Genomic DNA, 20,256 nt, shown 5'->3' with positions numbered 1-20,256 from the left:
GATATCAGCCCGTCCGTGATGCAGTTCCTTCTGGCGTTCATCGTTGCCGGACCGCTCGTCGGCGCCGCCGCGGCCCTCCTGCCGGCCCCTCCCGGGCTGAAGGGCAAGAGCCCCGAACAGGCGGTACTGCGCCACGGCGTGACCGTGACCGGCGCCATCCTCGCCGCGGCCGTCGCCCTGACCCTGGGCTTCGACCACGACGCCCCGTCCCGCTTCCAGGCGACGACGGACATCAGCTGGATCCAGGCGCTGAACGTCCGGATCCACCTCGGCATCGACGGCATCTCGCTCCCCCTCCTCCTGATGACCGCGCTGCTGTTCTTCCTCTGCGCGCTCTACAGCTACTTCAAGCTCCCCGCGGGCCCCTCCCCGAAGGCCTTCGTCGCGCTGCTCCTGGTCCTGGAGTCCGGCACCCTCGCGACCTTCGCCGTACTCGACCTGATGCTGTTCTTCCTCGCCTTCGAGATGGTCCTCATCCCGATGTACTTCCTCATCGCCCGCTGGGGCGGTGCTCAGCGGCAGGCAGCCGCCTGGAGGTTCATCCTCTACACGCTCCTCGGCTCCGTCGTCATGCTGCTCGGTCTGCTGCTGATCGGGCTGAACGGCGGCACTTTCGACATGGTGGCACTCGCCTCCGACAATGGGCGCGAACTGTCCCACAGCACCCAGATCCTGGCCGTTCTGGCCATCGGGATCGGCCTCGCCGTGAAGACCCCGATGTGGCCGCTGCACAGCTGGCTGCCGGACGCCCACACCGCCGCGCCCACCGTCGGCTCCGTCCTGCTGGCCGGCGTACTGCTGAAGATGGGCACGTACGGGTTCGTCCGCATCCTGCTGCCCGCCACCCCCGACGGCATGCACACCTTCGCCCCCTACCTGGGCGCCTTCGCCGCCGTCGGCATCGTCTACGGGTCCCTCGCCTGCCTCGCGCTGGCGCGCAAGGGCGGCAAGGGCGACCTCAAGCGGCTCATCGCGTACTCCTCCGTCGGCCACATGGGCTTCGTGCTCCTCGGCATCGCGAGCATGACCCCCACCGGAGTCAACGGCGCGCTCTTCGCCAACATCGCCCACGGCCTGATCACCGGCCTCCTCTTCTTCCTGGTCGGCGCCCTCAAGGACCGCTACGGCACCGCCGACCTCGACACCCTCGCCGGGGCCACCGGCGCCGCCCTCTACGGCCGCGCCCCGCGCTTCGGCGCGCTCCTGGCCTTCGCCGCCGTCGCCTCCCTCGGCCTGCCCGGCCTGGCGGGCTTCTGGGGCGAGATGCTGTCCCTGTTCGGCGCGTTCGACCCCGCGGAGGGCCTGTCCCGGCCGGCCTTCCTGACGTACACGGCCGTCGGCGCGTTCGGCACCCTGCTCACCGCCGCCTATCTTCTGATCGTCGTACGGCGCGTGTGCATGGGGGACCCGAAAGCCGGTCCCGAGCTCGCCGTCGCGGACATCCAGCGCTACGAGTTCGCTGCCTGGACCCCGCTCGCCGCCCTCACCGTCCTCGCCGGCCTGTGGCCCGCGGTCCTCCTCGGCCTCACCGACCCGGCCGTCCAGAAGCTCCTCGCAGGAGGCAACTCATGACGGCCCTGACGGTCCTCGCCGCCGAGACCCCCGACCTGGTCCAGTCCGTCGACTGGCTCGCCATCGCACCGGTGGTCATCACCGCCGCCGTCGCCCTGGTCGTCCTGGTCGCGGACCTCTTCGTACCCGAGCGGCACAAGCCGGCCCTCGGCTGGATCTCCGTGGCCGGCCTGGCCGCCGCGACCGCCACCCTGCTGCCGCTGCGCGCCGACGACCGCGCCACCTTCTGCCTCACCGGACCCGGCACCGCCGACCCGGCCGCCTGCAGCTACGCCGCGGACCACTTCGCGCTCGTCGTCCAGTTCCTGGTGCTGGCCGGCGCCCTGGTCACCGCCCTGCTGTCGGTCACCGCCGTCCGCGACGCGCGCATGCCGGCCGGCGAGTACTGGTTCCTGCTGCTCTCCTCCGCCGCCGGCGCGGCCCTGCTGCCAGCCTCCCGCGACCTCGCCACCCTGATCGTCGCCCTCGAAGTCGCCTCGCTGCCCGCCTTCGCCCTCGTCGGCATGCGGCGCGGCGACCGGCTCTCCTCCGAGGCCGCCCTGAAGTTCTTCCTCTCCTCGGTCACGGCCACCGCCGTCTCCCTGCTCGGCGTCAGCTTCGTCTACGCCGCCACCGGCTCCCTGCACCTGAGCCAGGTCGCCGGCCGCCTGGAGGACGTCCCCGGGCAGCTCGACACCCTCGCCATGGCCGGTGTCGCGCTCACCCTCGTCGGCTTCGCGTTCAAGACCGCGGCCGTCCCCTTCCACTTCTGGGTCCCCGACACCTACGTGGGCGCCCCGCTGCCCATCGCCGGCTACCTCTCGGTGATCGGCAAGGCCGTCGGCTTCACCGGCCTCGTCCTCGTCACCGTGATCGCGTTCCCGGCGTACTCCGAGATCTGGGGCCCCGCCCTGGCCGTCCTCGCCGCGCTCACCATGACGCTCGGCAACGCCGCCGCCCTGCGCCAGTCCGCGGACCGCCCCAACGGCGCCGTCCGGCTGCTCGCCTGGTCCTCGGTCGGCCAGGCCAGCTACCTGCTGGTCCCGATCGCCGCGGCCGCGTACTCCGACCGCGACCAGATCGGCTCCACCGTCGCGTACGCCCTCATGTACGCCGCCGTGAACCTCGGCGCCTTCGCCGTGGCCGCCCTGGTGGCCCGTACGAAGCCGCTGCACCGGATCAGCGACTACCGCGGCCTGTACGCCGAGCACCCCCTCGCCGCCCTCTCGCTGGCCTTCTTCCTGCTCTGCCTGGCCGGACTGCCGCCGGGCATCATCGGGCTCTTCGCCAAGATCACCGTCTTCCGGTCGGCGGTCGACGCGGGCCTGGGCTGGCTCGCCGTTGTCATGGCCGTCAACGTCGTGATCGCCCTGTACTACTACCTGCGCTGGACGGCACTGCTCTTCCGCAGCCCGCAGGAGGCGGAGCAGGAGGCGGCCCCCGCCGCCCGTACCAGGGCCCCGTGGCCCGTGACGACCGCGATCGTGCTCACCGCCGCGGTCGCCGTGGTGCTCTCCGGAGCCCCGCAGCTCGTCCTGCGCTTCGCCGCGGGCAGCCTGTTCCCGCAGTAGCCGCTACGTAGCCCGTACGGAGCAACGCCGACAGCCGCCCCGCCGCCCCCGTCCCTTGGGCGCCGGGGCGGCCGCGCGCCGGGAACCCGCCGCCCTCACCTCGCGTTGTGCAGAGAGGGAGGGTCCACTGGACCGTAGACCCTCAAAACCATGACGGGCTCCCCTGCCGCACCATTTGGAGGGCGTACCGTGCACCGCCGGCACAACGGGCTGAAGACCGCCGTACTCCTCGGCGGGCTGTCGGCACTCATCATCGTCATCGGAAGCTTCTTCGGGCGCGGCGGCCTGATCGTCGCCGTACTGGTCGCCCTCGGGACGAATGCGTACGCGTACTGGAACAGCGACAAGCTGGCTCTACGCGCGATGCGCGCCCGCCCCGTCAGCGAATTCGAGGCCCCCGAGCTCTACCGCATGGTGCGCGAGCTCTCCACCTCCGCGCGCCAGCCCATGCCCCGGCTCTACATCTCGCCGACCGAGGCACCCAACGCGTTCGCGACCGGTCGCAATCCGCGCAACGCCGCGGTCTGCTGCACCGAGGGCATCCTGCGCATCCTCGACGAGCGCGAGCTGCGCGGGGTCATCGGCCACGAGCTGAGCCACGTCTACAACCGCGACATCCTGATCTCCTCGGTCGCCGGAGCCCTTGCCTCCGTGATCATGTTTCTGGTGAACTTCGCCTGGCTGATCCCGATCGGCCGGTCGAACGACGACGAGGGCCCCGGCCTCTTCGGCATGCTGCTGATCATGATCCTGGGCCCGCTGGCCGCGTCCGTGATCCAGCTCGCGATCAGCCGCTCGCGCGAGTACGAGGCCGACGCCTCCGGAGCCCAGCTCACCGGGGACCCGCTGGCCCTGGCCAGCGCCCTGCGCAAACTGGACGCGGGCACCAAGCAGCTGCCGCTGCCGCCCGAGCCCAGGCTGGAGACGGCGAGCCACATGATGATCGCGAACCCGTTCCGGCCGGGTGAGGGCCTCTCGAAGATGTTCTCCACCCACCCTCCGATGGCCGAGCGCATCGCCCGGCTCGAACAGATGGCAGGCCGCAGGCAGTGAAGACAATCCTCAACATCATCTGGCTCGTACTGAGCGGCGTCTGGCTGTTCCTGGGCTACTGCCTGGCGGGCGCGCTGCTCTGCATCACCATCATCGGCATCCCCTTCGGGATAGCTGCCTTCCGCATCGCCGTGTACGCCCTGTGGCCCTTCGGCTACACCACGGTCGAGCGGCGCGACGCCGGCGCCCCGTCCTGCGTGGGCAACGTGCTGTGGCTGATCCTGGCGGGCTGGTGGCTGGCCCTGGGCCACATCGCCACCGGCATCGCGCTGTGCATCACGATCATCGGCATCCCGTTCGGCATCGCCAACTTCAAGATGGTCCCGCTGTCCCTGCTCCCGCTGGGCCGCGAGATCGTCCCGACGGACGCGCCGTTCGCCTCGCGCTGAGCGGCCGGGCTCTCCTGCGCCTTGGGGCTATTTAGGCGGGAACGCCCAGGTCGGGGCGATTGTCAGTGGGGTCGGTCACGATGTGTGCATGGACGAGAACGAGCAGTTGCTGGAGCAAGTCGCAGCCCATGCGCGCCACCGCGCGCAGGGCTGCGTAGAGCCCCTGCCGGCGCCGCTGGAGGCCGGCGCGCGGGCCGAGGTCGAGCGCATACTCGGCTTCGCCCTGCCGCCGCTGCTCGCCGGGCTCTACACCCGGGTCGGGGACGGGGGGTTCGGCCCGGAGCGGGGCCTGCTGCCGCTGCGCGAGAGCGTCGCGGCGTACGGGGCGATGCGCAGCTCCGGGTGGCGCTGGCCCGCCGGGGTGCTGCCGCTGGCGGACTACGGCTGCGGGATGTATGTGTGCGTGGACTGCCAGTCCGCCACGGCCCAAGTCCTGCTGTTCGAGCCGAACCTGGGGGAACCGGACCTCGCCTGGTTCGTCGATGCGCCGAGCCTCGCCGACTGGCTGCGCGGCTGGCTCGACGGCACCGCCTGGTACTGCGAGGACTCCGACGCGGGGGAGGGGTACGACCTGGACCTGACGCCCTGGTCGGGCTTCAGATCCCGGGTGTGAGCCGCCTGCGGACGGCGTAGGAGAGTGCGCCCAGGGCCAGCACCGCCGCCCCCGAGACCGCCGAGGCGGCGGGCAGGGCGCAGGCCAGCAGCACACAGCCGGACAGCCCGACCGCTGCCACGGCCCGATCCTTGACACCTGAATCGAGAGTCCAGGCCGAGGCGTTCGCGATCGCGTAGTAGGCCAGCACCCCGAAGGAGGAGAAGCCGATCGCGCCCCGCAGATCCGTGGTGGCCACGAGCACCACCACGACCGCGCCCACCGCCAGCTCCGCATGGTGCGGCACCCGGTGGCGGGGGTGTACGGCGGCCAGCACGCGGGGGAGATGGCCGTCGCGAGCCATCGCCAGGGCCGTCCGCGACACCCCGAGCACGAGCGCGAGCAGCGAGCCCAGCGCCGCCAGGGCCGCCCCGACCCGCACCACGGGAGCCAGTGCGGGCCACCCGGCCGCCCGTACCGCATCCGCCAGCGGGGCCGACGACCGAGCCAGGCCGTCGGCGCCGAGCACCGAGAGCGCCGCCACCGCGACCGCGGCGTACACGAGCAGGGCGATCCCGAGGGCGAGGGGCACCGCCCGCGGGATCGTGCGCTGCGGATCACGCACCTCCTCGCCCAGGGTGGTGATCCGGGCGTAGCCCGCGAAGGCGAAGAACAGCAGCCCGGCCGCCTGCAACAGCCCGCCGGCACCGATCCCGCCCGCGCCGCCGAGGCGCCCGGCGTCCGCCGCGCCGGAGGACAGGCACACCACCACGACCCCGGCCAGCACGGCCAGCACCGCCGCCACGATCACCCGCGCGATCCTGGCGGACTTCTGCACACCGCCGTAGCCCGCGGCGGTCAGCGCCACCACCGCCGCGACGGCCACGGCACGCTGCTGCCCCGGCCATGCGTACGCCCCGACCGTGAGCGCCATCGCGGCGCAGGAGGCCGTCTTGCCCACGACGAAGCCCCAGCCGGCCAGATACCCCCAGAAGGGGCCCAACCGCTCGCGCCCGTACACGTAGGTGCCCCCGGACGACGGGTAACGGGCGGCGAGCCGCGCCGAGGAGCGCGCATTGCAGTAGGCGACGAGGGCCGCCACGGCCAGGGCGGCCAGGAGGGCCCGGCCGGTGCTGCCCGCCGCGTCCGCCGCCGGGGCGAGCGCCGCGAAGATCCCGGCCCCGACCATCGCCCCGAGCCCGACGACGACCGCATCGGACACACCCAGGGTGCGCTTCAATTCGTTGTCCACAGGCGGAGGGTAAACGGCCTAGATGACGCCCTTGGGGCGGGTCAGGGGCGTGCGCTGGTCCTGCCAGCCGGTGAGCGCGGTCAGGCACGCGTGGTCGAGGTGGCGCAGGCCGCTCAGGTCGAGCCGTACGCTGCGCCCGTCGTCCGGTACGGCGTCCAGCTCGTCCAGCAGCTTGGGCAGCCGCAGGAAGCTGGCGTTGCCCAGGACCCGCAGGCACAGCACCTCGCCCTCCCACACCTCCTCGACGTGCACGTGGGAGGTCTCCCAGGCCGCCTTGGCGACGGCGAGCCCCAGTCCGAGGAGCACCCCCTCGAAGAGGTTGGTGGCCACGATCGCGCCGGCCGTCGCCACCAGCACCACCGCCTCGCCCCGGTGCGTACGCCACAGCGCGGCCACCGCCCGGGCCGGCAGCAGCTTCCAGCCCGCGTGCAGCAGCACCCCGGCCAGCGCGGCGAGCGGCACGATCTCCAGCAGCCAGGGCAGCGCCACCGCGAACAGCAGCAGCCAGCCGCCGTGCATCACCCGGGCCGCGCGGGTGCGGGCGCCGGCCTCCACGTTGGCGGCGCTGCGCACGATCACGGCGGTCATCGGCAGCGCCCCGAGGAGCCCGCAGACCGTGTTCCCGAAGCCCTGGGCCACCAGCTCCCGGTCGTAGTCGGTACGGGGCCCGTCGTGCATGCGGTCCACGGCCGCGGCGCTGAAGAGCGTCTCGGCGGAGGCGATCAGCGCCAGCGCGGCCACGGTGCCCACGGCGCCCGCGGACGCCAGTACCCCGAAGTCCCCCCAGCCCGGCGGGGCCACGGCATCCAGCACCCCGGTCACCCGGACCCGCGCCACGGGCAGCCGCAGCAGCGCGGCCACGGCGGTGGCGGCGGCCACCCCGACGAGCGCTCCCGGCACGAACCGCAGCCGGGCCGGCAGCCGGCGCCAGGCCACCATGACGGCCACGGTCCCGGCTCCGAGCGCCACGGCGGTCCAGTCGGCCCGCCCGGCGAGCGCCGGCACCCCGGCCAGCTTGGCGAGGGTCGCGCCCGGGGCCTGCGCGCCGCCCAGGGCGTACAACTGCCCGGAGATCAGCACGAGTCCGATCCCGGCCAGCATCCCGTGCACGACGGCGACGGAGATCGCCCGGAACCACCGCCCGAGCCGCAGTGCCCCCATGCCCAGCTGCACCACACCGGCGGCCAGCACGAGCACCCCGAGCACGGGTGCCCCGTACGCCTGCACGGCCTCGTAGACGAGCACGGTCAGCCCGGCGGCGGGCCCGCTGACCTGGAGCGAGCTCCCCGGGAACCAGCCCGTGACCAGCCCGCCCACCACCCCCGTGACGATGCCCAGTTCGGCAGGGACCCCGGAGGCGACCGCCACCCCCACGCACAGCGGCAGCGCGACGAGCGCGACGACCACCGACGCCCCGAAGTCTTCACGAAACGTGCCGGCCCCAGGCATGCGAGAACCCCCCTGCCAAGCGGTGACGAATGCCCACAGCCTGGCCGGGCGCACCCACCCCGCCCAAGTCCCCACAGGAGCCGGCGAAGGCGCACGCGCCGCACGCGCCCCGCACACACCACCCGCACGCCGGCCGGGGTGAGGGAGGCTCAGCCCGGATGCGGCGCAAGGGGTCCGGCGCCGCGGGCCGCGCACAACGGGGGCGGTGCGCCCCCGTTGCGCAGGTCGCAGAGTTCGATCAGCGGTAGTTCACGAACTGGATCGCGAAGTCCAGGTCCTTGCCCTTGAGGAGCGCCTGGATGGCCTGCAGGTCGTCGCGGCTCTTCGAGCTGACGCGCAGCTCCTCGCCCTGGACCTGGGCCTTGACGCCCTTGGGGCCCTCGTCCCGGATGATCTTCGCGACCTTCTTGGCGTTCTCCTGGGAGATGCCCTCCTCGATCGTGGCGAAGATCTTGTACTCCTTGCCGGACAGCTGCGGCTCACCGGCGTCGAGCGCCTTCAGGGAGATCCCGCGCTTGACCAGCTTGGTCTCGAAGACGTCGAGGATGGCCTTCACGCGCTCCTCGGAGTTCGCCTCCATCAGGATCTTCTCGCCGGACCAGGCGATCGACGCGCCGGTGCCCTTGAAGTCGTAGCGCTGCGAGAGCTCCTTGGCGGCCTGGTTGAGGGCGTTGTCGACCTCCTGCCGCTCGACCTTCGAGACGATGTCGAAACTGGAGTCGGCCATGTGCTGTGGCTCCTTGAAGTCGGCTGTGGTGGCCCCGAAGGGCGCGGCCGGACATCCCCGGCCCGCTCCGCAAAGCCTAGCCACCGTGCCCGCCGGAGGTGCTGATCAATCCGGTGGCGAAGCATCCCCGAGCATCGGGTATTGTTTACGTCGTTGCCACGGAGCGCCGCCGCAAGGCGGAAAGACGGCAGCAAATCTTGGCGGTGTGCCCGAGTGGCCAAAGGGAGCAGACTGTAAATCTGCCGGCTCAGCCTACCCAGGTTCGAACCCTGGCGCCGCCACGCGATGTGAGACCCCCGTTACTGCGGAAACGCAGCAGCGGGGGTCTTCTCGTCGTACGCCCGGGGGCATCACGGGAGTGCGGCCTGCCAGGACCACGAGGTGCGGCGGGGCCGGTCCGGGAGGGCCAGGCGGCCCGCCGACCAGAGCAGCACCTCGGGCGCCGGACCGGGCGGGGCGTCGGGGAAGAGCCGCGCCAGGACCGGGGCGGCCAGGTCCGGCGGGGGCAGCCAGGGCAGGGCGAGGCCCTGGGCGATGTCATACGTGTGGAGCAGCAGCTCCGCCACACCCATCGCCGCGAAGCCCCCCGGGTCGCACGGCCCCCAGTGCCAGGCCCGGTCCTGCGGAGCGGCCGCGGAGATCGCGGTGCTCAGCAGCCGGGCGCTCGCCGACACCACCGTCAGCACCTCGGCCGGGGGAGTGCCCGGGCGGACCCGCAGGTCCAGCGGCAGGTAGCCGCCCGGCGCGAGCGAGGCGACCTGGGCGGCGTAGGCCACGAGATCGTGCGCGATGTGGGCCGCGGTCGTCCAGCAGCTCCAGTCGAGCGAACCTGCCGGGACCTGCCAGTCGCGCCCGGCGTGCGGGGCAAGGGCGGACACCGATTCGGCCGCCGCCCGTTCGACGTCGGAGCCGCTCATCGGCCGCATCGTCTCAGCCTTCCGTTCGTTGCACGGGGGTGAAATGGACTTCTGAAACACGCGGAAAGGTCGGCGGCGGAGTACTCATCGCCCTGCTCGGGGCCGGGATCCCGGCTCTGGTCGGGGCGGCGCTCCACACGCAAGTGGGCGAGCCGTACGAGGAGACCCGACTGTACTTCGGCACCGATCGCCCGAATGGCGGTCCCCCGGTCGGCGAGGCGGACTTCATGCGCTTCCTGGAGCGGGAGATCACCCCCGCCTTCCCCGAGGGGCTCACCGTCCACGACGGATACGGCCAGTGGCGGGGCGGGGACGGCAAGTCCGTGCGCGAGACCTCCTACGAGGTGGTGCTGCTGTACCCCGAGAAGGACGCCGACGACCGCAGCGTGCGCATCGAGCGGATCCGGCGGGCCTACGAGGCGCAGTTCCAGCAGGACTCGGTCGGGCGGTCCGACGACAAGGTGAGCGCCGAGTTCTGAGGAACGGTCAGGGCCGGCCCCGGCGGTCCGTCGGCCCGTCGGCCCGTCGGTCCCGTGCCAGGATTCGCCGGCCGGTCCCTGAGCCACCGGCCGGTCCCGGGTCAGTTGCCCGCCATGTCCTTGACGGCCACCGCCACCGGGGTCGAGCCGGAGATCAGCTCCAGCGTCAGGCCCGCCGTCGCCGGGGTCTCGACCAGCTCCGCCAGCACCGCCGCCACGTCGTCGCGCGAGACCGAGCCGCGGCCCGTCAGCGCCTCCAGCCGCACCAGGCCCGTACCGGCGTCGTCGGTCAGCGAGCCCGGACGCAGCACCGTCCACTCCAGGCCCAGCCGGGTGCGGACGTGGTCGTCCGCCTCGCCCTTGGCCCGCAGGTAGACGTCGAAGACCTCGTCGCCCCCGTGCCGTGCGTCCGCGCCCATCGAAGAGACCATCAGGAAGCGCCGGACGCGGGCCCGTTCGGCCGCGTCGGCGAAGAGCACCGCGGCGCCCCGGTCCACAGTGCCCTTGCGGCCGACGCCGCTGCCCGGGCCCGCGCCGGCCGCGAACACCGCCGCGTCCGCGCCCTGCAGGATCCCCGCCACGTGTTCGACCGAGGCCGACTCCAGGTCGCACAGCACCGGTTCGGCGCCCGCCTCCCTGAGGTCGTCGCCCTGTGCCGGGTCGCGGATGATGCCCGCGACCTCGTACCCGCGCGCGGCGAGCAGGCGCTCCAGCCGCAGCGCGATCTGACCGTGTCCACCAGCGATGACGATGCGCATGTCCCGACCGTACGACGACCCGGGCGCCCACGCCCGCGAACGCACGGCGAACGCTCAGGGACCGGGCTCCATACGGCCCTGCCGAGGCAGGTCCAGGGCCACGGCGACGGCGGAGTCGCAGTACTCCCGCACGGCACTCGTACGGGCTACCACCCGCCCGCGGTGGATCACGATCCGGCTGTACGCGAGGGACAGCACCCCGGCGATGCGGTCCCCGCGCACCGCGAGCAGCTCCGCCGGGAAGCCGGCCTCCACCCGTACCTCCGGCAGGCCCATCGCCTCGCGGGCGGCGGCGCTGATCGCGTCGTAGGCGTCCATGGGCCGCAGGCCGCCCTGGGAGGCCAGCAGGTACGCGGCTTCGAGCGGATCGCCGCGGCCGACGGGGTTCCCGGCGTCCCGCAGGGCTCCGCTGCCGGCGGCGACCCGTACCCCGGCCGCGCGCAGGAGCCGTACGGGGGCGGTGCGCAGGCCGCGGCGCTCCAGGGCCGCGCAGTCGCCCTGGGGCAGGCAGGTGACCCGTACGCCGGCCGCGGCCAGCTGGTCGGCGGCGCGGGCCGCCACGTCGAGCGGGATCCGGGACAGGCCGCCGCAGGGGCCGATGGACACCCCGGGGCGCAGGCCGCCGGCCATCGCGGCGAGCCGGGACAGCCGGCCCGGGTCGTCACCGTCGGTGTGCAGGTCCACGGGGCAGCCGTGTTCGGCGGCGAGTTCCAGCACGGCTTCGAGGAAGCCCGTCGGATCGGGGTCGAGGTCGGGGCAGCCGCCGATGACGGAGGCGCCCATCTTGACGGCGTCGCGCAGCATCGCGAGCCCGTCGGCCCCGGCCACGCCGGTCAGCAGCCGGGGGACGGCGACGGCGGTGAGGTCGGTGAGCCCGCGCAGGGAGCGGCGGGCCTGGAGCACGGCCTCCATGGGGCCGAGGCCGTGCATGTCGCCGATGCGGACGTGCGAGCGTACGGCGGTCGCCCCGTGGCCGAGCTGGAGCAGAGCGGCCTCGGTGGCCCGGCGCTGGACCTCGTCGGGGGTGTAGGAGACGGGCCCCTCGCCGTCGGCCGTCAGGGCGGTGTCGCCGTGGGCGTGCGGCTCGGCGGGGGCGGGGAGCAGCAGGTAGCCGCTCAGGTCCACGCGGGAGACGGCGGGGGCGGGCAGGCTGCCGGCGGTGCCGACGGCCTGGATCCGGCCGCCGCCGAGGCGGACGTCGACGGTGCGGCCGTCGGTGAGGCGGGCCCCGGCGAGCAGGAGGGTCGTGGACTCGGCGGCGGCCGCGTTCCCGTGGCCGGCCGGGCGGAGGTGCCCGTGGCCGCCGCCCTCGCCGCGGCCGCTGCGCGGGGAGGGGGACGGCTGCTGCGGCTGGCTGTCGGACATCGCGCTCCTGCGGTGGCTCGGGCGGTTCCTGGGCCGTGGCCGCCCGGCCCGCGGCCCAAGATCACGCAGCGTGCTCAGAGCCTAGGGTGCGGGGCTGCCCGCTTCACGGAAGAGCGCAATAGTCGTACCGGTGTGGTGCCCACGCGCCCCGGCGCGCGGCTGCGCGCGGTGTCTTCGGGCTGGGGACACGGGTGGCGGGTGCCGCGGACCGGGCCGGGGTTGTGACCCCGCCCACAATCCGGCCCGAAAACGGGGTGGGAGGTGCCTGAGTGGTGATCGGGAAAGACTTCGCCGCGTCCTCCGAGGCCAGGCCCCGCAAAGGATTTGGGCGATCGGCGGGCAACCGTGTAATGTCTTCCTCGCTCGCCCCAATAGCTCAGTCGGTAGAGCGTCTCCATGGTAAGGAGAAGGTCTGCGGTTCGATTCCGCATTGGGGCTCTGGTGAGAGAGGTTCCCCACCCTCGGGTGGGGAACGGATCTCATCAAAGCGGCGTAGCTCAGTCGGTAGAGCAAGCGGCTCATAATCGCTGTGTCACCGGTTCAAGTCCGGTCGCCGCTACACACAGTAGCCGATTGCGGGGTCGGTCTCCCGATCGGCTACTCTTTTATGCGTTCATCCGTCCCATAGTCCGTCAAGGAGCACTCACGTGGCTGCCACCGACGTCCGCCCGAAGATCACGCTGGCCTGCGTGGAGTGCAAGGAGCGGAACTACATCACCAAGAAGAACCGGCGTAACAACCCGGACCGTCTTGAGATGAAGAAGCACTGCCCGCGTTGCAACTCGCACACCGCGCACCGCGAGACCCGCTGACCCCAGCGAAGTCCCGCAATATAGGCACCGTCATGAGGTCGTCCCCTTCAATGGGGGACGGCCTCGTGTCGTTTCCCGGGCCTGTCTTTCCGGATCTCTGACCGTCTTTGATGTTCCTTCAACAGGAGGTAGTGAGCCATGGCGCTCGACCAGACCTTCGTGGGGCGGAGCTACCCGCCCACCGATCCGTACGAGGTCGGCCGGGAGAAGATCCGCGAATTCGCGGTTGCGGTGGGTGACGCCAATCCCGTCTACACCGATCCCGATGCGGCCAAGGCGTTCGGCCACCTGGACGTGATCGCCCCGCCGACCTTCGTGTTCGCCATCACGTTCGCGGCGGCCGGGCAGGTCGTCGCGGACCCGCAGCTGGGCCTGGACTACAGCCGCGTCGTGCACGGCGACCAGAAGTTCGCGTACTCCCGCCCCGTGCGGGCCGGCGACCGGCTGACGGTGACCTCCACCATCGAGGCCGTGAAGTCGCTCGCGGGCAACGACATCATCGACATCCGCGGCGAGGTCCACGACGAGACCGGCGAGCACGTGGTGACGGCGTGGACGAAGCTCGTCTCCCGCGCCCCCGAGGAGGCCTGAGATGACTGCGCAGATCCAGTACGACGACGTCGAGGTCGGCACCGAGCTGCCGGCGGCGTCCTTCCCCGTGACGCGCGCGACGCTGGTCCGGTACGCGGGCGCCTCCGGCGACTTCAACCCGATCCACTGGAACGAGAAGTTCGCCAAGGAGGTCGGGCTGCCGGACGTCATCGCGCACGGCATGTTCACCATGGCCGAGGCGGTACGGGTCGTCACCGACTGGGTGGGCGACCCGGGTGCGGTCGTCGAGTACGGGGTGCGCTTCACGAAGCCGGTCGTGGTCCCGAACGACGACCAGGGCGCGCTGATCGAGGTCACCGCGAAGGTCGCCGCGAAGCTGGAGGGCAACCGGGTCCGCGTCGACCTCACGGCGATGAGTGCGGGCCAGAAGGTCCTGGGCATGTCCCGCGCGGTGGTAACCCTCGCCTGACGCCTCCCGGCCAGGGCCCGGCCGTCTCGGCCAAGGCCCTGGCCGCGGCCCGGCCGTTTCGGCTCCGGCCCCGGCCCGGCCGTTTCGGCCTCGGCCTTGGTCCCTGGCCTTGGCTCCCGGGGCCCCGGTCCCGTCTCGGCGGTTTCGCCCCCGCCCCCGCCCCCGCCCCCGCCCCCGCTCCCGCCCCGGCCGGGGGCAGCTGCAGCCCCAGGCGGGGTGGCAGCCGCGGCTGCCTGGCCGGGCACTCGCTCCGGCTGGGCGCCTGTCTCGGCCTCCCGGGGCCTTGGCCTCTGGCCCTTGCTCTGGCCTTGGCCCCTTGCTCTGGCCTTGGCCCCTGGCCCTGCCCTTGGCCCCTGGCCCTGCCCTTGGCCCCTGGCCCTGCCCTTGGCCCCTGGCCCTGCCCTTGGCCCCTGGCCCTGCCCTTGGCCCCTGGCCGCGGTCCGGCTGGGGGCAAGCGCCTGCTCCGGCTGGGCTGCTGCCGCGGCCGGCTGGCGGGGCGCTCGTTCCGGCTGGGTGGCTGTCCCGGCCCGGCCCGGCCCGGCCCGGCCCGGCCCGGCCCGGCCCGGCCCGGCCCGGCCCGGCCCGGCCCCGGCCCCGGCCCCGGCTGGGCTGCTGCTGCCGCTCAGGCTGGGCGGGCGTCTTCGCCTCCCGGTGCACCGGCGGTGCTCCGACCTTGCCCCCCCCGGCAGCAGCACGGCTGTGCCCCGGCCGTGCCGCTGCCGGGGCGCCGCCAGAGTGGTGCGAGGTGCCGCCCGGCCGCCGCCCCCGGTGGCACGCGCTCGGCGGCGGGGGTTGACGTAGTTAGTGATTGAGCACTAACTTAAGGGCATGGCAAGGATGAGTGCAGAGGAGCGGCGCGAGAGCGTCATCCGTGCGGCGATGAGCGAGTTCGCCCGCGGCGGCTACTACGGGACCTCGACCGAGGCGATCGCCAAGCGCGTCGGCGTCTCCCAGCCGTACCTCTTCCGGCTCTTCCCCAACAAGCAGGCGATGTTCCTCGCCGCCTCCGCCCGCTGCATGGAAGAGGTCCGCCTCGTCTTCGAGGAGGCCGCCAAGGGCCACCACGGCGAGGACGCGGTCAAGGCCATGGGGGAGGCCTACATGCGGCTGATCGCCGATCAGCCCGAGAAGCTCCAGATGCAGCTCCAGACGTTCGTGACGGTCTCCGCGGCCGAGGCCGCCGGGGAGCCGGGCTTCGGGGAGATGGTCCGGGCGGCCTGGATGGAGCTCTGGGACACCGTCCACCTGCCGCTCGGGGCGGACGTCAACGAGACGACCACCTTCATGGCGTACGGGATGCTCATCAACACCCTGGCCGCCATGGGCTTCCCGCCCGGGCACCGGGTCTGGGACGGGTGCTACCCCGCCGCGCGCCCCGTCGCCCCCACCACTGAGACCACCGCAGGCGACTAGCGCGCCGGTCCGCGCCCCGCGGGCCCCCGCCCCCGCCCCCGCCGCGCCCGGCACACCGTACGGCCCGCGTCAACGCGTAACTCTGCCCACGAAAGTTAGTCAGCAATAACTAACATCCCCAGGGGGACACTCGTGAACACGCAAGACAAGCTCGGCCGGCCCGCGATATGGGCCCTCATCCTCACCGGCGCCGCGAGCTTCATGGCCGCCCTCGACAACCTCGTCGTCACCACCGCCCTCCCCGTCATCCGCGAGGACCTCGGCGGCAAGCTGGAGGACCTGGAGTGGACGGTGAACGCGTACACGCTCACCTTCGCCGTCCTCCTCCTCTTCGGCTCCGCCCTCGGTGACCGCTTCGGCCGCCGCCGCCTCTTCATCGCCGGCCTCGCCGTCTTCACCGGCGCCTCCGCCGCGGCCGCGCTCTCGCCCGGCATCAACGAGCTCATCGCCGCCCGCGCCGTCCAGGGCGTAGGCGCCGCGGTCATGATGCCGCTCTCCCTCACCCTGCTGACCACCGCCGTCCCGGCCGCCCGCCGCGGCATGGCCCTCGGCATCTACGGCGCCGTCACCGGCCTCGCCGTCGCCAGCGGCCCCCTCATCGGCGGCAGCCTGACCGAACACATCTCCTGGCAGTGGATCTTCTGGCTCAACGTCCCGCTCGGCCTCGCCCTGATCCCGCTCGCCCGCCTGCGCCTCGCCGAGTCCACCGCCCCCGGCTCGCGGCTCGACGTCCCCGGCACGCTCCTCATCAGCGGCGGCCTCTTCGGGATCGTCTACGCCCTGGTCAACGCCAACGCGGACGGCTGGACCAGCGCCCCCGTCCTCACCGGCCTGATCGGCGGATCCGTGCTCGTCGGCGGCTTCATCCACCACGGGTTCAACAACGCCAACCCCATGCTCCCCATGCGGCTCTTCCGCGACCGCGGGTTCTTCGGCATCAACATGGCCAGCCTGCTGATGTACGTCGGGATGTTCGGCTCGATCTTCCTGCTGAGCCAGTTCCTCCAGGGCGTCGCCGGCTACTCCCCGACCGAGGCCGGCCTGCGCATGCTCCCCTGGACCGGCATGCCGATGATCGTCGCCCCGATCGCCGGCATCCTCTCCGACCGCATCGGCAGCCGCCCCGTCGTCGCCGCCGGACTGACGCTGCAGGCCGTGGGCCTCGGCTGGTTCGCGGCCATCCTGAGTACGGACGTCTCCTACGCCGCCCAGCTCCCGGCCCTGATCCTCAGCGGCATCGGCATGGCCCTGTACTTCGCCCCCGCCTCCAACGCGCTGATGTCCACCGTCGCCCCCGCCGACCAGGGCAGGGCCTCCGGGACCAACAACGCCCTGCGCGAAGTCGGCGGAGCCCTCGGCGTCGCGGTCCTCGCCTCGGTCTTCTCCGCCCAGGGCGGCTACGAGTCCGGGCAGGCCTTCACCGACGGGACCGTCCCCGCGCTGTGGATCGGCGCCGGAGCCGTGGCGGTGGCCGCGGCCCTCGCCCTCCTGCTGCCCCGCAAGGCGAAGCAGCCGCAGGTCGCGGCGCAGCCCACCGCGGCCCCGGCGGAAGCCCTGGCGAAGGTCCCGGCCGCGAGCTGACCGCCGCACCACCGCACCGCCCGCACCACCGCACCGCCCGCACCACCGCACCGCCCGCACCACCTACGCCCGCGCCCCACCCCGTACGACTCACAGCGAAGGAGTGCCCGCCATGCCCGACATCCCCTGGTCCACGCCCACCCAGGCCGCCCCCGACGCCGAGGTCTACGTCATGGCCTCACGCTTCGAGACCGCCACCCTCACCGGCGCCCTCAGGTTCTTCCTCAAGTCGCCCGGCATCGTCGCCCAGATCCGCAAGGCCCCCGGAGCCCACGGCGTCGCCCTGCGCGCCCGCGTCTTCAGCCGCACCTTCCTCACCCTCTCCGCCTGGGAGGACCGCGACGCGCTCTACCGCTTCGCCCGCAGCGAGCCGCACCGCTCCAGCTCCCGCGCGGCCGCCGCGTTCATGAAGGAATCCGCCTTCACCTTCTGGACCGTCCCGGCCTCGCAGCTCCCCATCGACTGGCCCGAGGCCGAGCGGCGCCTCGCCGAACAGAAGCCGGCCTCCTGAGCCGGACGGTACGGGGGAAGCGCCCGTACGGTCCGTGGCCCCGCAGGGATGCGAGGGGCACGGACCGTACTCTTGTCCACGTGCAGGAACTCCACGACGCCCCCCTCGCCCCGCTGACCACCTTCCGCCTCGGTGGCCCCGCCACCCGTCTGGTCACCGCGACCACCGACGCCGAGGTGGTCGCCACCGTCCGCGCCGCGGACGAGAGCGGCACCCCGCTCCTGGTCATCGGCGGCGGCAGCAACCTGGTCATCGGCGACCGCGGCTTCGACGGCACCGCCCTGCGCATCGCGACCACCGGCTACACCCTGGACGGCACCACCCTGGAGCTCGCCGCGGGCGAGAACTGGAGCGACGCCGTCGCCCGCACCGTCGACGCCGGCCTCGCGGGCATCGAGTGCCTCGCCGGCATCCCCGGCTCCGCCGGCGCGACCCCGATCCAGAACGTCGGGGCGTACGGCCAGGAGGTCTGCGACACCATCACCGAGGTCGTCGCCTACGACCGCACCCTGCGCGAGACGGTCACGCTGACCGCCGCCGAGTGCGCGTTCTCGTACCGCGACAGCCTCTTCAAGCACCGGCCCGAGCGGTACGTCGTCCTGCGCGTGCGCTTCGCCCTGGAGGACGCCGGCGGGCTGTCCGCGCCGATCAAGTACCCCGAGACCGCCCGCGCCCTCGGCGTCGGGCCCGGCGACCGGGTCCCCGCCGCCACCGCCCGCGAGACCGTGCTGCGCCTGCGCGCCGGCAAGGGCATGGTCCTCGACCCCGCCGACCACGACACCTGGTCCGCCGGGTCCTTCTTCCACAACCCGATCCTGACCGACGAGGCGTACGCCGCCTTCCTCGCCCGCGCCCAGGACCGCCTCGGCCCCGACACCGCCCCGCCCGCGTACCCCGCGGGCGACGGCCGTACGAAGACCAGCGCGGCCTGGCTGATCGACAAGGCCGGCTTCACCAAGGGCTACGGCACCGGCCCCGCGCGCATCTCCACCAAGCACACCCTCGCCCTGACCAACCGCGGCGAGGCCACCACCGAAGACCTCCTCGCCCTGGCCCGCGAGGTGGTCGCGGGCGTCCACGCGGCCTTCGGCGTCACCCTGGTCAACGAACCGGTGACGGTCGGCGTCAGCATCTGAGGAGCCCCGGCCGCCCATGCTCTGTCCCCTGCACGGGGCCGGTACGGACCCCACCCGCCTGGTGGGACGCACGATCAGCCGAGTCGTCGCGTCCTGGCACTTCAGCGACGGCGAGCGGTCCGAGTCGCCGCTCGACGTCTGGCTGATCGACAGCGCGGGCGACTCCACCCGGATCACCACCGGGTCCGACTGGTGCCTCATCGTCGAGTCCGCCGACCCGCACGAGCCCTACGACATGGGGGAGTGGGGCCGCATCGAGGTCGGCGAGGACCTCGGCGACCACCCCTTCCTGCGCCACCTCGGCGAGACCGTCGCCTCGGTGGCCGAGTACGCGCTGCCCGAGCAGGGGCGCACGCACCTGGAGATCGGCTTCCCGGACGGGCGCCGGGTACGGGCCGACTGCCACGAGGGGGACCTGCGGCTCACACGCTGAGCCAGTGGTCGATCCCGCCGAGCAGCTTCTCCTGCACGTCGGCCGGCGCGGCCGAACCGCGTACCGACTGGCGGGCCAGCTCGGCGAGCTCCGCGTCCGTGAAGCCGTGGTGGAGGCGGGCGATCTCGTACTGCGCGGCGAGCCGGGACCCGAACAGCAGCGGGTCGTCCGCGCCGAGCGCCATCGGCACCCCGGCGTCGAAGAGGGTCCGCAGCGGGACGTCCTCGGGCCGCTCGTAGACCCCGAGGGCCACGTTCGAGGCGGGACAGACCTCGCAGGTGATCTGCCGGTCGGCGAGGCGCTTGAGCAGCCTGGGGTCCTCCGCGGCCCGTACGCCGTGCCCGACGCGGGAGGCGTGCAGATCGTCGAGGCAGTCGCGGACGGAGGCGGGGCCGGTGAGCTCGCCGCCGTGCGGGGCGGCGAGGAGGCCGCCCTCCCGGGCGATGGCGAAGGCGCGGTCGAAGTCGCGGGCCATGCCGCGGCGTTCGTCGTTGGACAGCCCGAAGCCGACGATGCCGCGGTCGGCGTAGCGGACGGCGAGGCGGGCCAGGGTGCGGGCGTCGAGGGGGTGCTTCATGCGGTTGGCGGCGATGACGACCCGCATCCCGAGGCCGGTCTCCCGGGAGGCCGCGTCGACGGCGTCGAGGATGATCTCGACGGCGGGGATCATGCCGCCCAGCAGGGGTGCGTAGGACGTGGGATCCACCTGGATCTCCAGCCAGCCGCTGCCGTCCCGTACGTCCTCCTCCGCGGCCTCGCGCACCAGGCGACGGATGTCGTCGGGCTCGCGCAGGCAGGAGCGGGCGGCGTCGTACAGCCGCTGGAAGCGGAACCAGCCGCGCTCGTCGGTGGCGCGCAGCTTGGGCGGCTCCCCGGCGGTCAGCGCGTCGGGCAGGCGCACGCCGTACTTGTCGGCGAGTTCGAGGAGGGTCGAGGGGCGCATGGACCCGGTGAAGTGCAGGTGCAGGTGGGCCTTCGGCAGAAGCGTGAGATCGCGTAGGTGCTCCATCTGGTGATACTGCCGCACTTGTCACCCGATCGGCAGCCCCATTCCCTGAACGGGACCTTGCCCGAACGGAAATTCTGGGAGAGGGCCCGCCGGAGCCCCGGGCCGCAGCCCCCGGCGGGGCCCGGAAACGCCTGAGCGGGGGGGGGGGGGGGGGGGGGGGGGGGGGGGGGAGGGGGGGGGGGGGGTCGGGGGGGGGGGGGGGAGGGAAACCTCCGGCGCGGGGAGCGGGGCCTCACC

At 73.2% G+C, this 20,256-nt stretch carries 21 protein-coding genes and 3 tRNA genes; 17 read left to right on the top strand and 7 right to left on the bottom strand.

What is annotated here, in order from left to right; genetic code table 11:
* Window positions 1-18 precede the first annotated feature (18 nt).
* The 5 genes from ACZ7GJ_RS12180 (at window position 19) to ACZ7GJ_RS12160 (ending at window position 5,177) form a co-directional block, all read left to right on the top strand.
* On the top strand, window positions 19-1,572 hold the full coding sequence (locus tag ACZ7GJ_RS12180) for a complex I subunit 4 family protein (protein WP_470751344.1): 1,554 nt from the start codon (window positions 19-21) through the stop codon (window positions 1,570-1,572).
* A complete protein-coding gene (locus tag ACZ7GJ_RS12175; protein ID WP_470751152.1) occupies window positions 1,569-3,122 on the top strand; it encodes an NADH-quinone oxidoreductase subunit N in 1,554 nt (517 codons plus the stop codon). Before ACZ7GJ_RS12180 ends, ACZ7GJ_RS12175 begins: the two co-directional genes overlap by 4 nt.
* A gap of 189 nt (window positions 3,123-3,311) precedes the next feature.
* Complete coding sequence (gene htpX / locus ACZ7GJ_RS12170; RefSeq protein ID WP_470751150.1) at window positions 3,312-4,175, top strand: zinc metalloprotease HtpX; 864 nt, start codon at window positions 3,312-3,314, stop codon at window positions 4,173-4,175.
* The gene (locus ACZ7GJ_RS12165; protein WP_470751148.1) at window positions 4,172-4,564 is read left to right on the top strand and encodes a YccF domain-containing protein; all 393 of its coding nucleotides are present in this window, start codon (window positions 4,172-4,174) and stop codon (window positions 4,562-4,564) included. Before htpX ends, ACZ7GJ_RS12165 begins: the two co-directional genes overlap by 4 nt.
* Window positions 4,565-4,652: 88 nt before the next feature.
* Window positions 4,653-5,177 (top strand): SMI1/KNR4 family protein, encoded by a 525-nt coding sequence (locus tag ACZ7GJ_RS12160; RefSeq protein WP_470751147.1) that lies wholly within the window; start codon window positions 4,653-4,655, stop codon window positions 5,175-5,177.
* Here the strand turns inward: ACZ7GJ_RS12160 and ACZ7GJ_RS12155 are convergent.
* The 3 genes from ACZ7GJ_RS12155 to ACZ7GJ_RS12145 form a co-directional block, all read right to left on the bottom strand.
* Window positions 5,161-6,408: an APC family permease gene (locus ACZ7GJ_RS12155; RefSeq protein ID WP_470751145.1), complete on the bottom strand. Its 1,248-nt coding sequence runs from the start codon at window positions 6,406-6,408 to the stop codon at window positions 5,161-5,163. The genes ACZ7GJ_RS12160 and ACZ7GJ_RS12155 overlap by 17 nt on opposite strands.
* An 18-nt stretch (window positions 6,409-6,426) precedes the next feature.
* The gene (locus tag ACZ7GJ_RS12150) at window positions 6,427-7,857 is read right to left on the bottom strand and encodes a SulP family inorganic anion transporter (RefSeq protein ID WP_470751144.1); all 1,431 of its coding nucleotides are present in this window, start codon (window positions 7,855-7,857) and stop codon (window positions 6,427-6,429) included.
* Between the two features lie 238 nt (window positions 7,858-8,095).
* Window positions 8,096-8,584: a YajQ family cyclic di-GMP-binding protein gene (locus ACZ7GJ_RS12145; protein ID WP_136213204.1), complete on the bottom strand. Its 489-nt coding sequence runs from the start codon at window positions 8,582-8,584 to the stop codon at window positions 8,096-8,098.
* A 199-nt stretch (window positions 8,585-8,783) separates the two neighbouring features.
* On the opposite strand from ACZ7GJ_RS12145, the gene ACZ7GJ_RS12140 reads away from it, so the two are divergent.
* Window positions 8,784-8,865, top strand: a tRNA-Tyr gene (locus ACZ7GJ_RS12140).
* A gap of 69 nt (window positions 8,866-8,934) precedes the next feature.
* Here the strand turns inward: ACZ7GJ_RS12140 and ACZ7GJ_RS12135 are convergent.
* A complete protein-coding gene (locus ACZ7GJ_RS12135; protein WP_470751142.1) occupies window positions 8,935-9,501 on the bottom strand; it encodes a maleylpyruvate isomerase N-terminal domain-containing protein in 567 nt (188 codons plus the stop codon).
* A 38-nt stretch (window positions 9,502-9,539) separates the two neighbouring features.
* Between ACZ7GJ_RS12135 and ACZ7GJ_RS12130 the strand changes: the two genes are divergently transcribed.
* Complete coding sequence (locus ACZ7GJ_RS12130) at window positions 9,540-9,980, top strand: DUF3574 domain-containing protein (RefSeq protein WP_470751141.1); 441 nt, start codon at window positions 9,540-9,542, stop codon at window positions 9,978-9,980.
* 101 nt (window positions 9,981-10,081) lie between these two features.
* Here ACZ7GJ_RS12130 and ACZ7GJ_RS12125 read toward each other — a convergent pair whose 3' ends face one another.
* Together ACZ7GJ_RS12125 and ACZ7GJ_RS12120 are read right to left on the bottom strand one after the other, a co-directional pair.
* The gene (locus ACZ7GJ_RS12125) at window positions 10,082-10,738 is read right to left on the bottom strand and encodes an SDR family oxidoreductase (protein ID WP_470751139.1); all 657 of its coding nucleotides are present in this window, start codon (window positions 10,736-10,738) and stop codon (window positions 10,082-10,084) included.
* Window positions 10,739-10,792: 54 nt separating this feature from the next.
* The gene (locus ACZ7GJ_RS12120) at window positions 10,793-12,103 is read right to left on the bottom strand and encodes an amidohydrolase family protein (protein WP_470751138.1); all 1,311 of its coding nucleotides are present in this window, start codon (window positions 12,101-12,103) and stop codon (window positions 10,793-10,795) included.
* A 365-nt stretch (window positions 12,104-12,468) separates the two neighbouring features.
* Here ACZ7GJ_RS12120 and ACZ7GJ_RS12115 point away from each other — a divergent pair.
* The 10 genes from ACZ7GJ_RS12115 to ACZ7GJ_RS12070 all read left to right on the top strand — a co-directional run bounded on the left by ACZ7GJ_RS12115 (window position 12,469) and on the right by ACZ7GJ_RS12070 (window position 19,010).
* Window positions 12,469-12,541, top strand: a tRNA-Thr gene (locus tag ACZ7GJ_RS12115).
* Window positions 12,542-12,589: 48 nt separating this feature from the next.
* A tRNA-Met gene (locus ACZ7GJ_RS12110) sits at window positions 12,590-12,662 on the top strand.
* Window positions 12,663-12,750: 88 nt separating this feature from the next.
* Entirely contained in the window at window positions 12,751-12,915 is a 165-nt protein-coding gene (gene rpmG / locus ACZ7GJ_RS12105) for a 50S ribosomal protein L33 (protein WP_003956487.1), read from the top strand.
* A gap of 138 nt (window positions 12,916-13,053) precedes the next feature.
* Complete coding sequence (locus tag ACZ7GJ_RS12100; RefSeq protein ID WP_470751137.1) at window positions 13,054-13,506, top strand: FAS1-like dehydratase domain-containing protein; 453 nt, start codon at window positions 13,054-13,056, stop codon at window positions 13,504-13,506.
* 1 nt (window position 13,507) lies between these two features.
* Window positions 13,508-13,936, top strand: coding sequence for a MaoC family dehydratase (locus ACZ7GJ_RS12095; RefSeq protein ID WP_470751136.1), 429 nt, complete (start codon window positions 13,508-13,510; stop codon window positions 13,934-13,936).
* Between the two features lie 828 nt (window positions 13,937-14,764).
* Window positions 14,765-15,349, top strand: coding sequence for a TetR/AcrR family transcriptional regulator (locus ACZ7GJ_RS12090; protein WP_470751134.1), 585 nt, complete (start codon window positions 14,765-14,767; stop codon window positions 15,347-15,349).
* 132 nt (window positions 15,350-15,481) lie between these two features.
* On the top strand, window positions 15,482-16,930 hold the full coding sequence (locus tag ACZ7GJ_RS12085) for a DHA2 family efflux MFS transporter permease subunit (protein ID WP_470751132.1): 1,449 nt from the start codon (window positions 15,482-15,484) through the stop codon (window positions 16,928-16,930).
* Between the two features lie 112 nt (window positions 16,931-17,042).
* Window positions 17,043-17,441 carry a DUF3291 domain-containing protein gene (locus tag ACZ7GJ_RS12080; RefSeq protein WP_470751130.1) on the top strand — a complete coding sequence of 133 codons (399 nt, stop codon included), beginning with the start codon at window positions 17,043-17,045 and terminating at the stop codon, window positions 17,439-17,441.
* On the top strand, window positions 17,438-18,577 hold the full coding sequence (locus tag ACZ7GJ_RS12075; protein ID WP_470751342.1) for a UDP-N-acetylmuramate dehydrogenase: 1,140 nt from the start codon (window positions 17,438-17,440) through the stop codon (window positions 18,575-18,577). Before ACZ7GJ_RS12080 ends, ACZ7GJ_RS12075 begins: the two co-directional genes overlap by 4 nt.
* Window positions 18,578-18,593: 16 nt before the next feature.
* A complete protein-coding gene (locus tag ACZ7GJ_RS12070) occupies window positions 18,594-19,010 on the top strand; it encodes a hypothetical protein (protein ID WP_365919361.1) in 417 nt (138 codons plus the stop codon).
* On the opposite strand, the gene ACZ7GJ_RS12065 is transcribed toward ACZ7GJ_RS12070, so the two are convergent.
* Entirely contained in the window at window positions 19,000-20,019 is a 1,020-nt protein-coding gene (locus tag ACZ7GJ_RS12065; protein WP_470751128.1) for an adenosine deaminase, read from the bottom strand. The two genes, ACZ7GJ_RS12070 and ACZ7GJ_RS12065, sit on opposite strands and share 11 nt — an antisense overlap.
* Window positions 20,020-20,256: the final 237 nt, after the last annotated feature.

It is taken from the genome of Streptomyces sp. NPDC037242 (genome assembly GCF_055604165.1).
This window is presented reverse-complemented; position numbering and strand designations above follow the sequence as displayed.

Excerpts from the sequence above, each read along its gene's own strand:
- ACZ7GJ_RS12180 (WP_470751344.1), top strand. The coding sequence starts at position 19 with ATGCAGTTCCTTCTGGCGTTCATCGTTGCCGGACCGCTCGTCGGCGCC.
- ACZ7GJ_RS12175 (WP_470751152.1), top strand. The coding sequence starts at position 1,569 with ATGACGGCCCTGACGGTCCTCGCCGCCGAGACCCCCGACCTGGTCCAG.
- ACZ7GJ_RS12160 (WP_470751147.1), top strand. The coding sequence starts at position 4,653 with ATGGACGAGAACGAGCAGTTGCTGGAGCAAGTCGCAGCCCATGCGCGC.
- ACZ7GJ_RS12150 (WP_470751144.1), bottom strand. The coding sequence starts at position 7,857 with ATGCCTGGGGCCGGCACGTTTCGTGAAGACTTCGGGGCGTCGGTGGTC.
- ACZ7GJ_RS12145 (WP_136213204.1), bottom strand. The coding sequence starts at position 8,584 with ATGGCCGACTCCAGTTTCGACATCGTCTCGAAGGTCGAGCGGCAGGAG.
- ACZ7GJ_RS12135 (WP_470751142.1), bottom strand. The coding sequence starts at position 9,501 with ATGAGCGGCTCCGACGTCGAACGGGCGGCGGCCGAATCGGTGTCCGCC.
- ACZ7GJ_RS12125 (WP_470751139.1), bottom strand. The coding sequence starts at position 10,738 with ATGCGCATCGTCATCGCTGGTGGACACGGTCAGATCGCGCTGCGGCTG.
- ACZ7GJ_RS12120 (WP_470751138.1), bottom strand. The coding sequence starts at position 12,103 with ATGTCCGACAGCCAGCCGCAGCAGCCGTCCCCCTCCCCGCGCAGCGGC.
- ACZ7GJ_RS12100 (WP_470751137.1), top strand. The coding sequence starts at position 13,054 with ATGGCGCTCGACCAGACCTTCGTGGGGCGGAGCTACCCGCCCACCGAT.
- ACZ7GJ_RS12095 (WP_470751136.1), top strand. The coding sequence starts at position 13,508 with ATGACTGCGCAGATCCAGTACGACGACGTCGAGGTCGGCACCGAGCTG.
- ACZ7GJ_RS12090 (WP_470751134.1), top strand. The coding sequence starts at position 14,765 with ATGGCAAGGATGAGTGCAGAGGAGCGGCGCGAGAGCGTCATCCGTGCG.
- ACZ7GJ_RS12080 (WP_470751130.1), top strand. The coding sequence starts at position 17,043 with ATGCCCGACATCCCCTGGTCCACGCCCACCCAGGCCGCCCCCGACGCC.
- ACZ7GJ_RS12070 (WP_365919361.1), top strand. The coding sequence starts at position 18,594 with ATGCTCTGTCCCCTGCACGGGGCCGGTACGGACCCCACCCGCCTGGTG.
- ACZ7GJ_RS12065 (WP_470751128.1), bottom strand. The coding sequence starts at position 20,019 with ATGGAGCACCTACGCGATCTCACGCTTCTGCCGAAGGCCCACCTGCAC.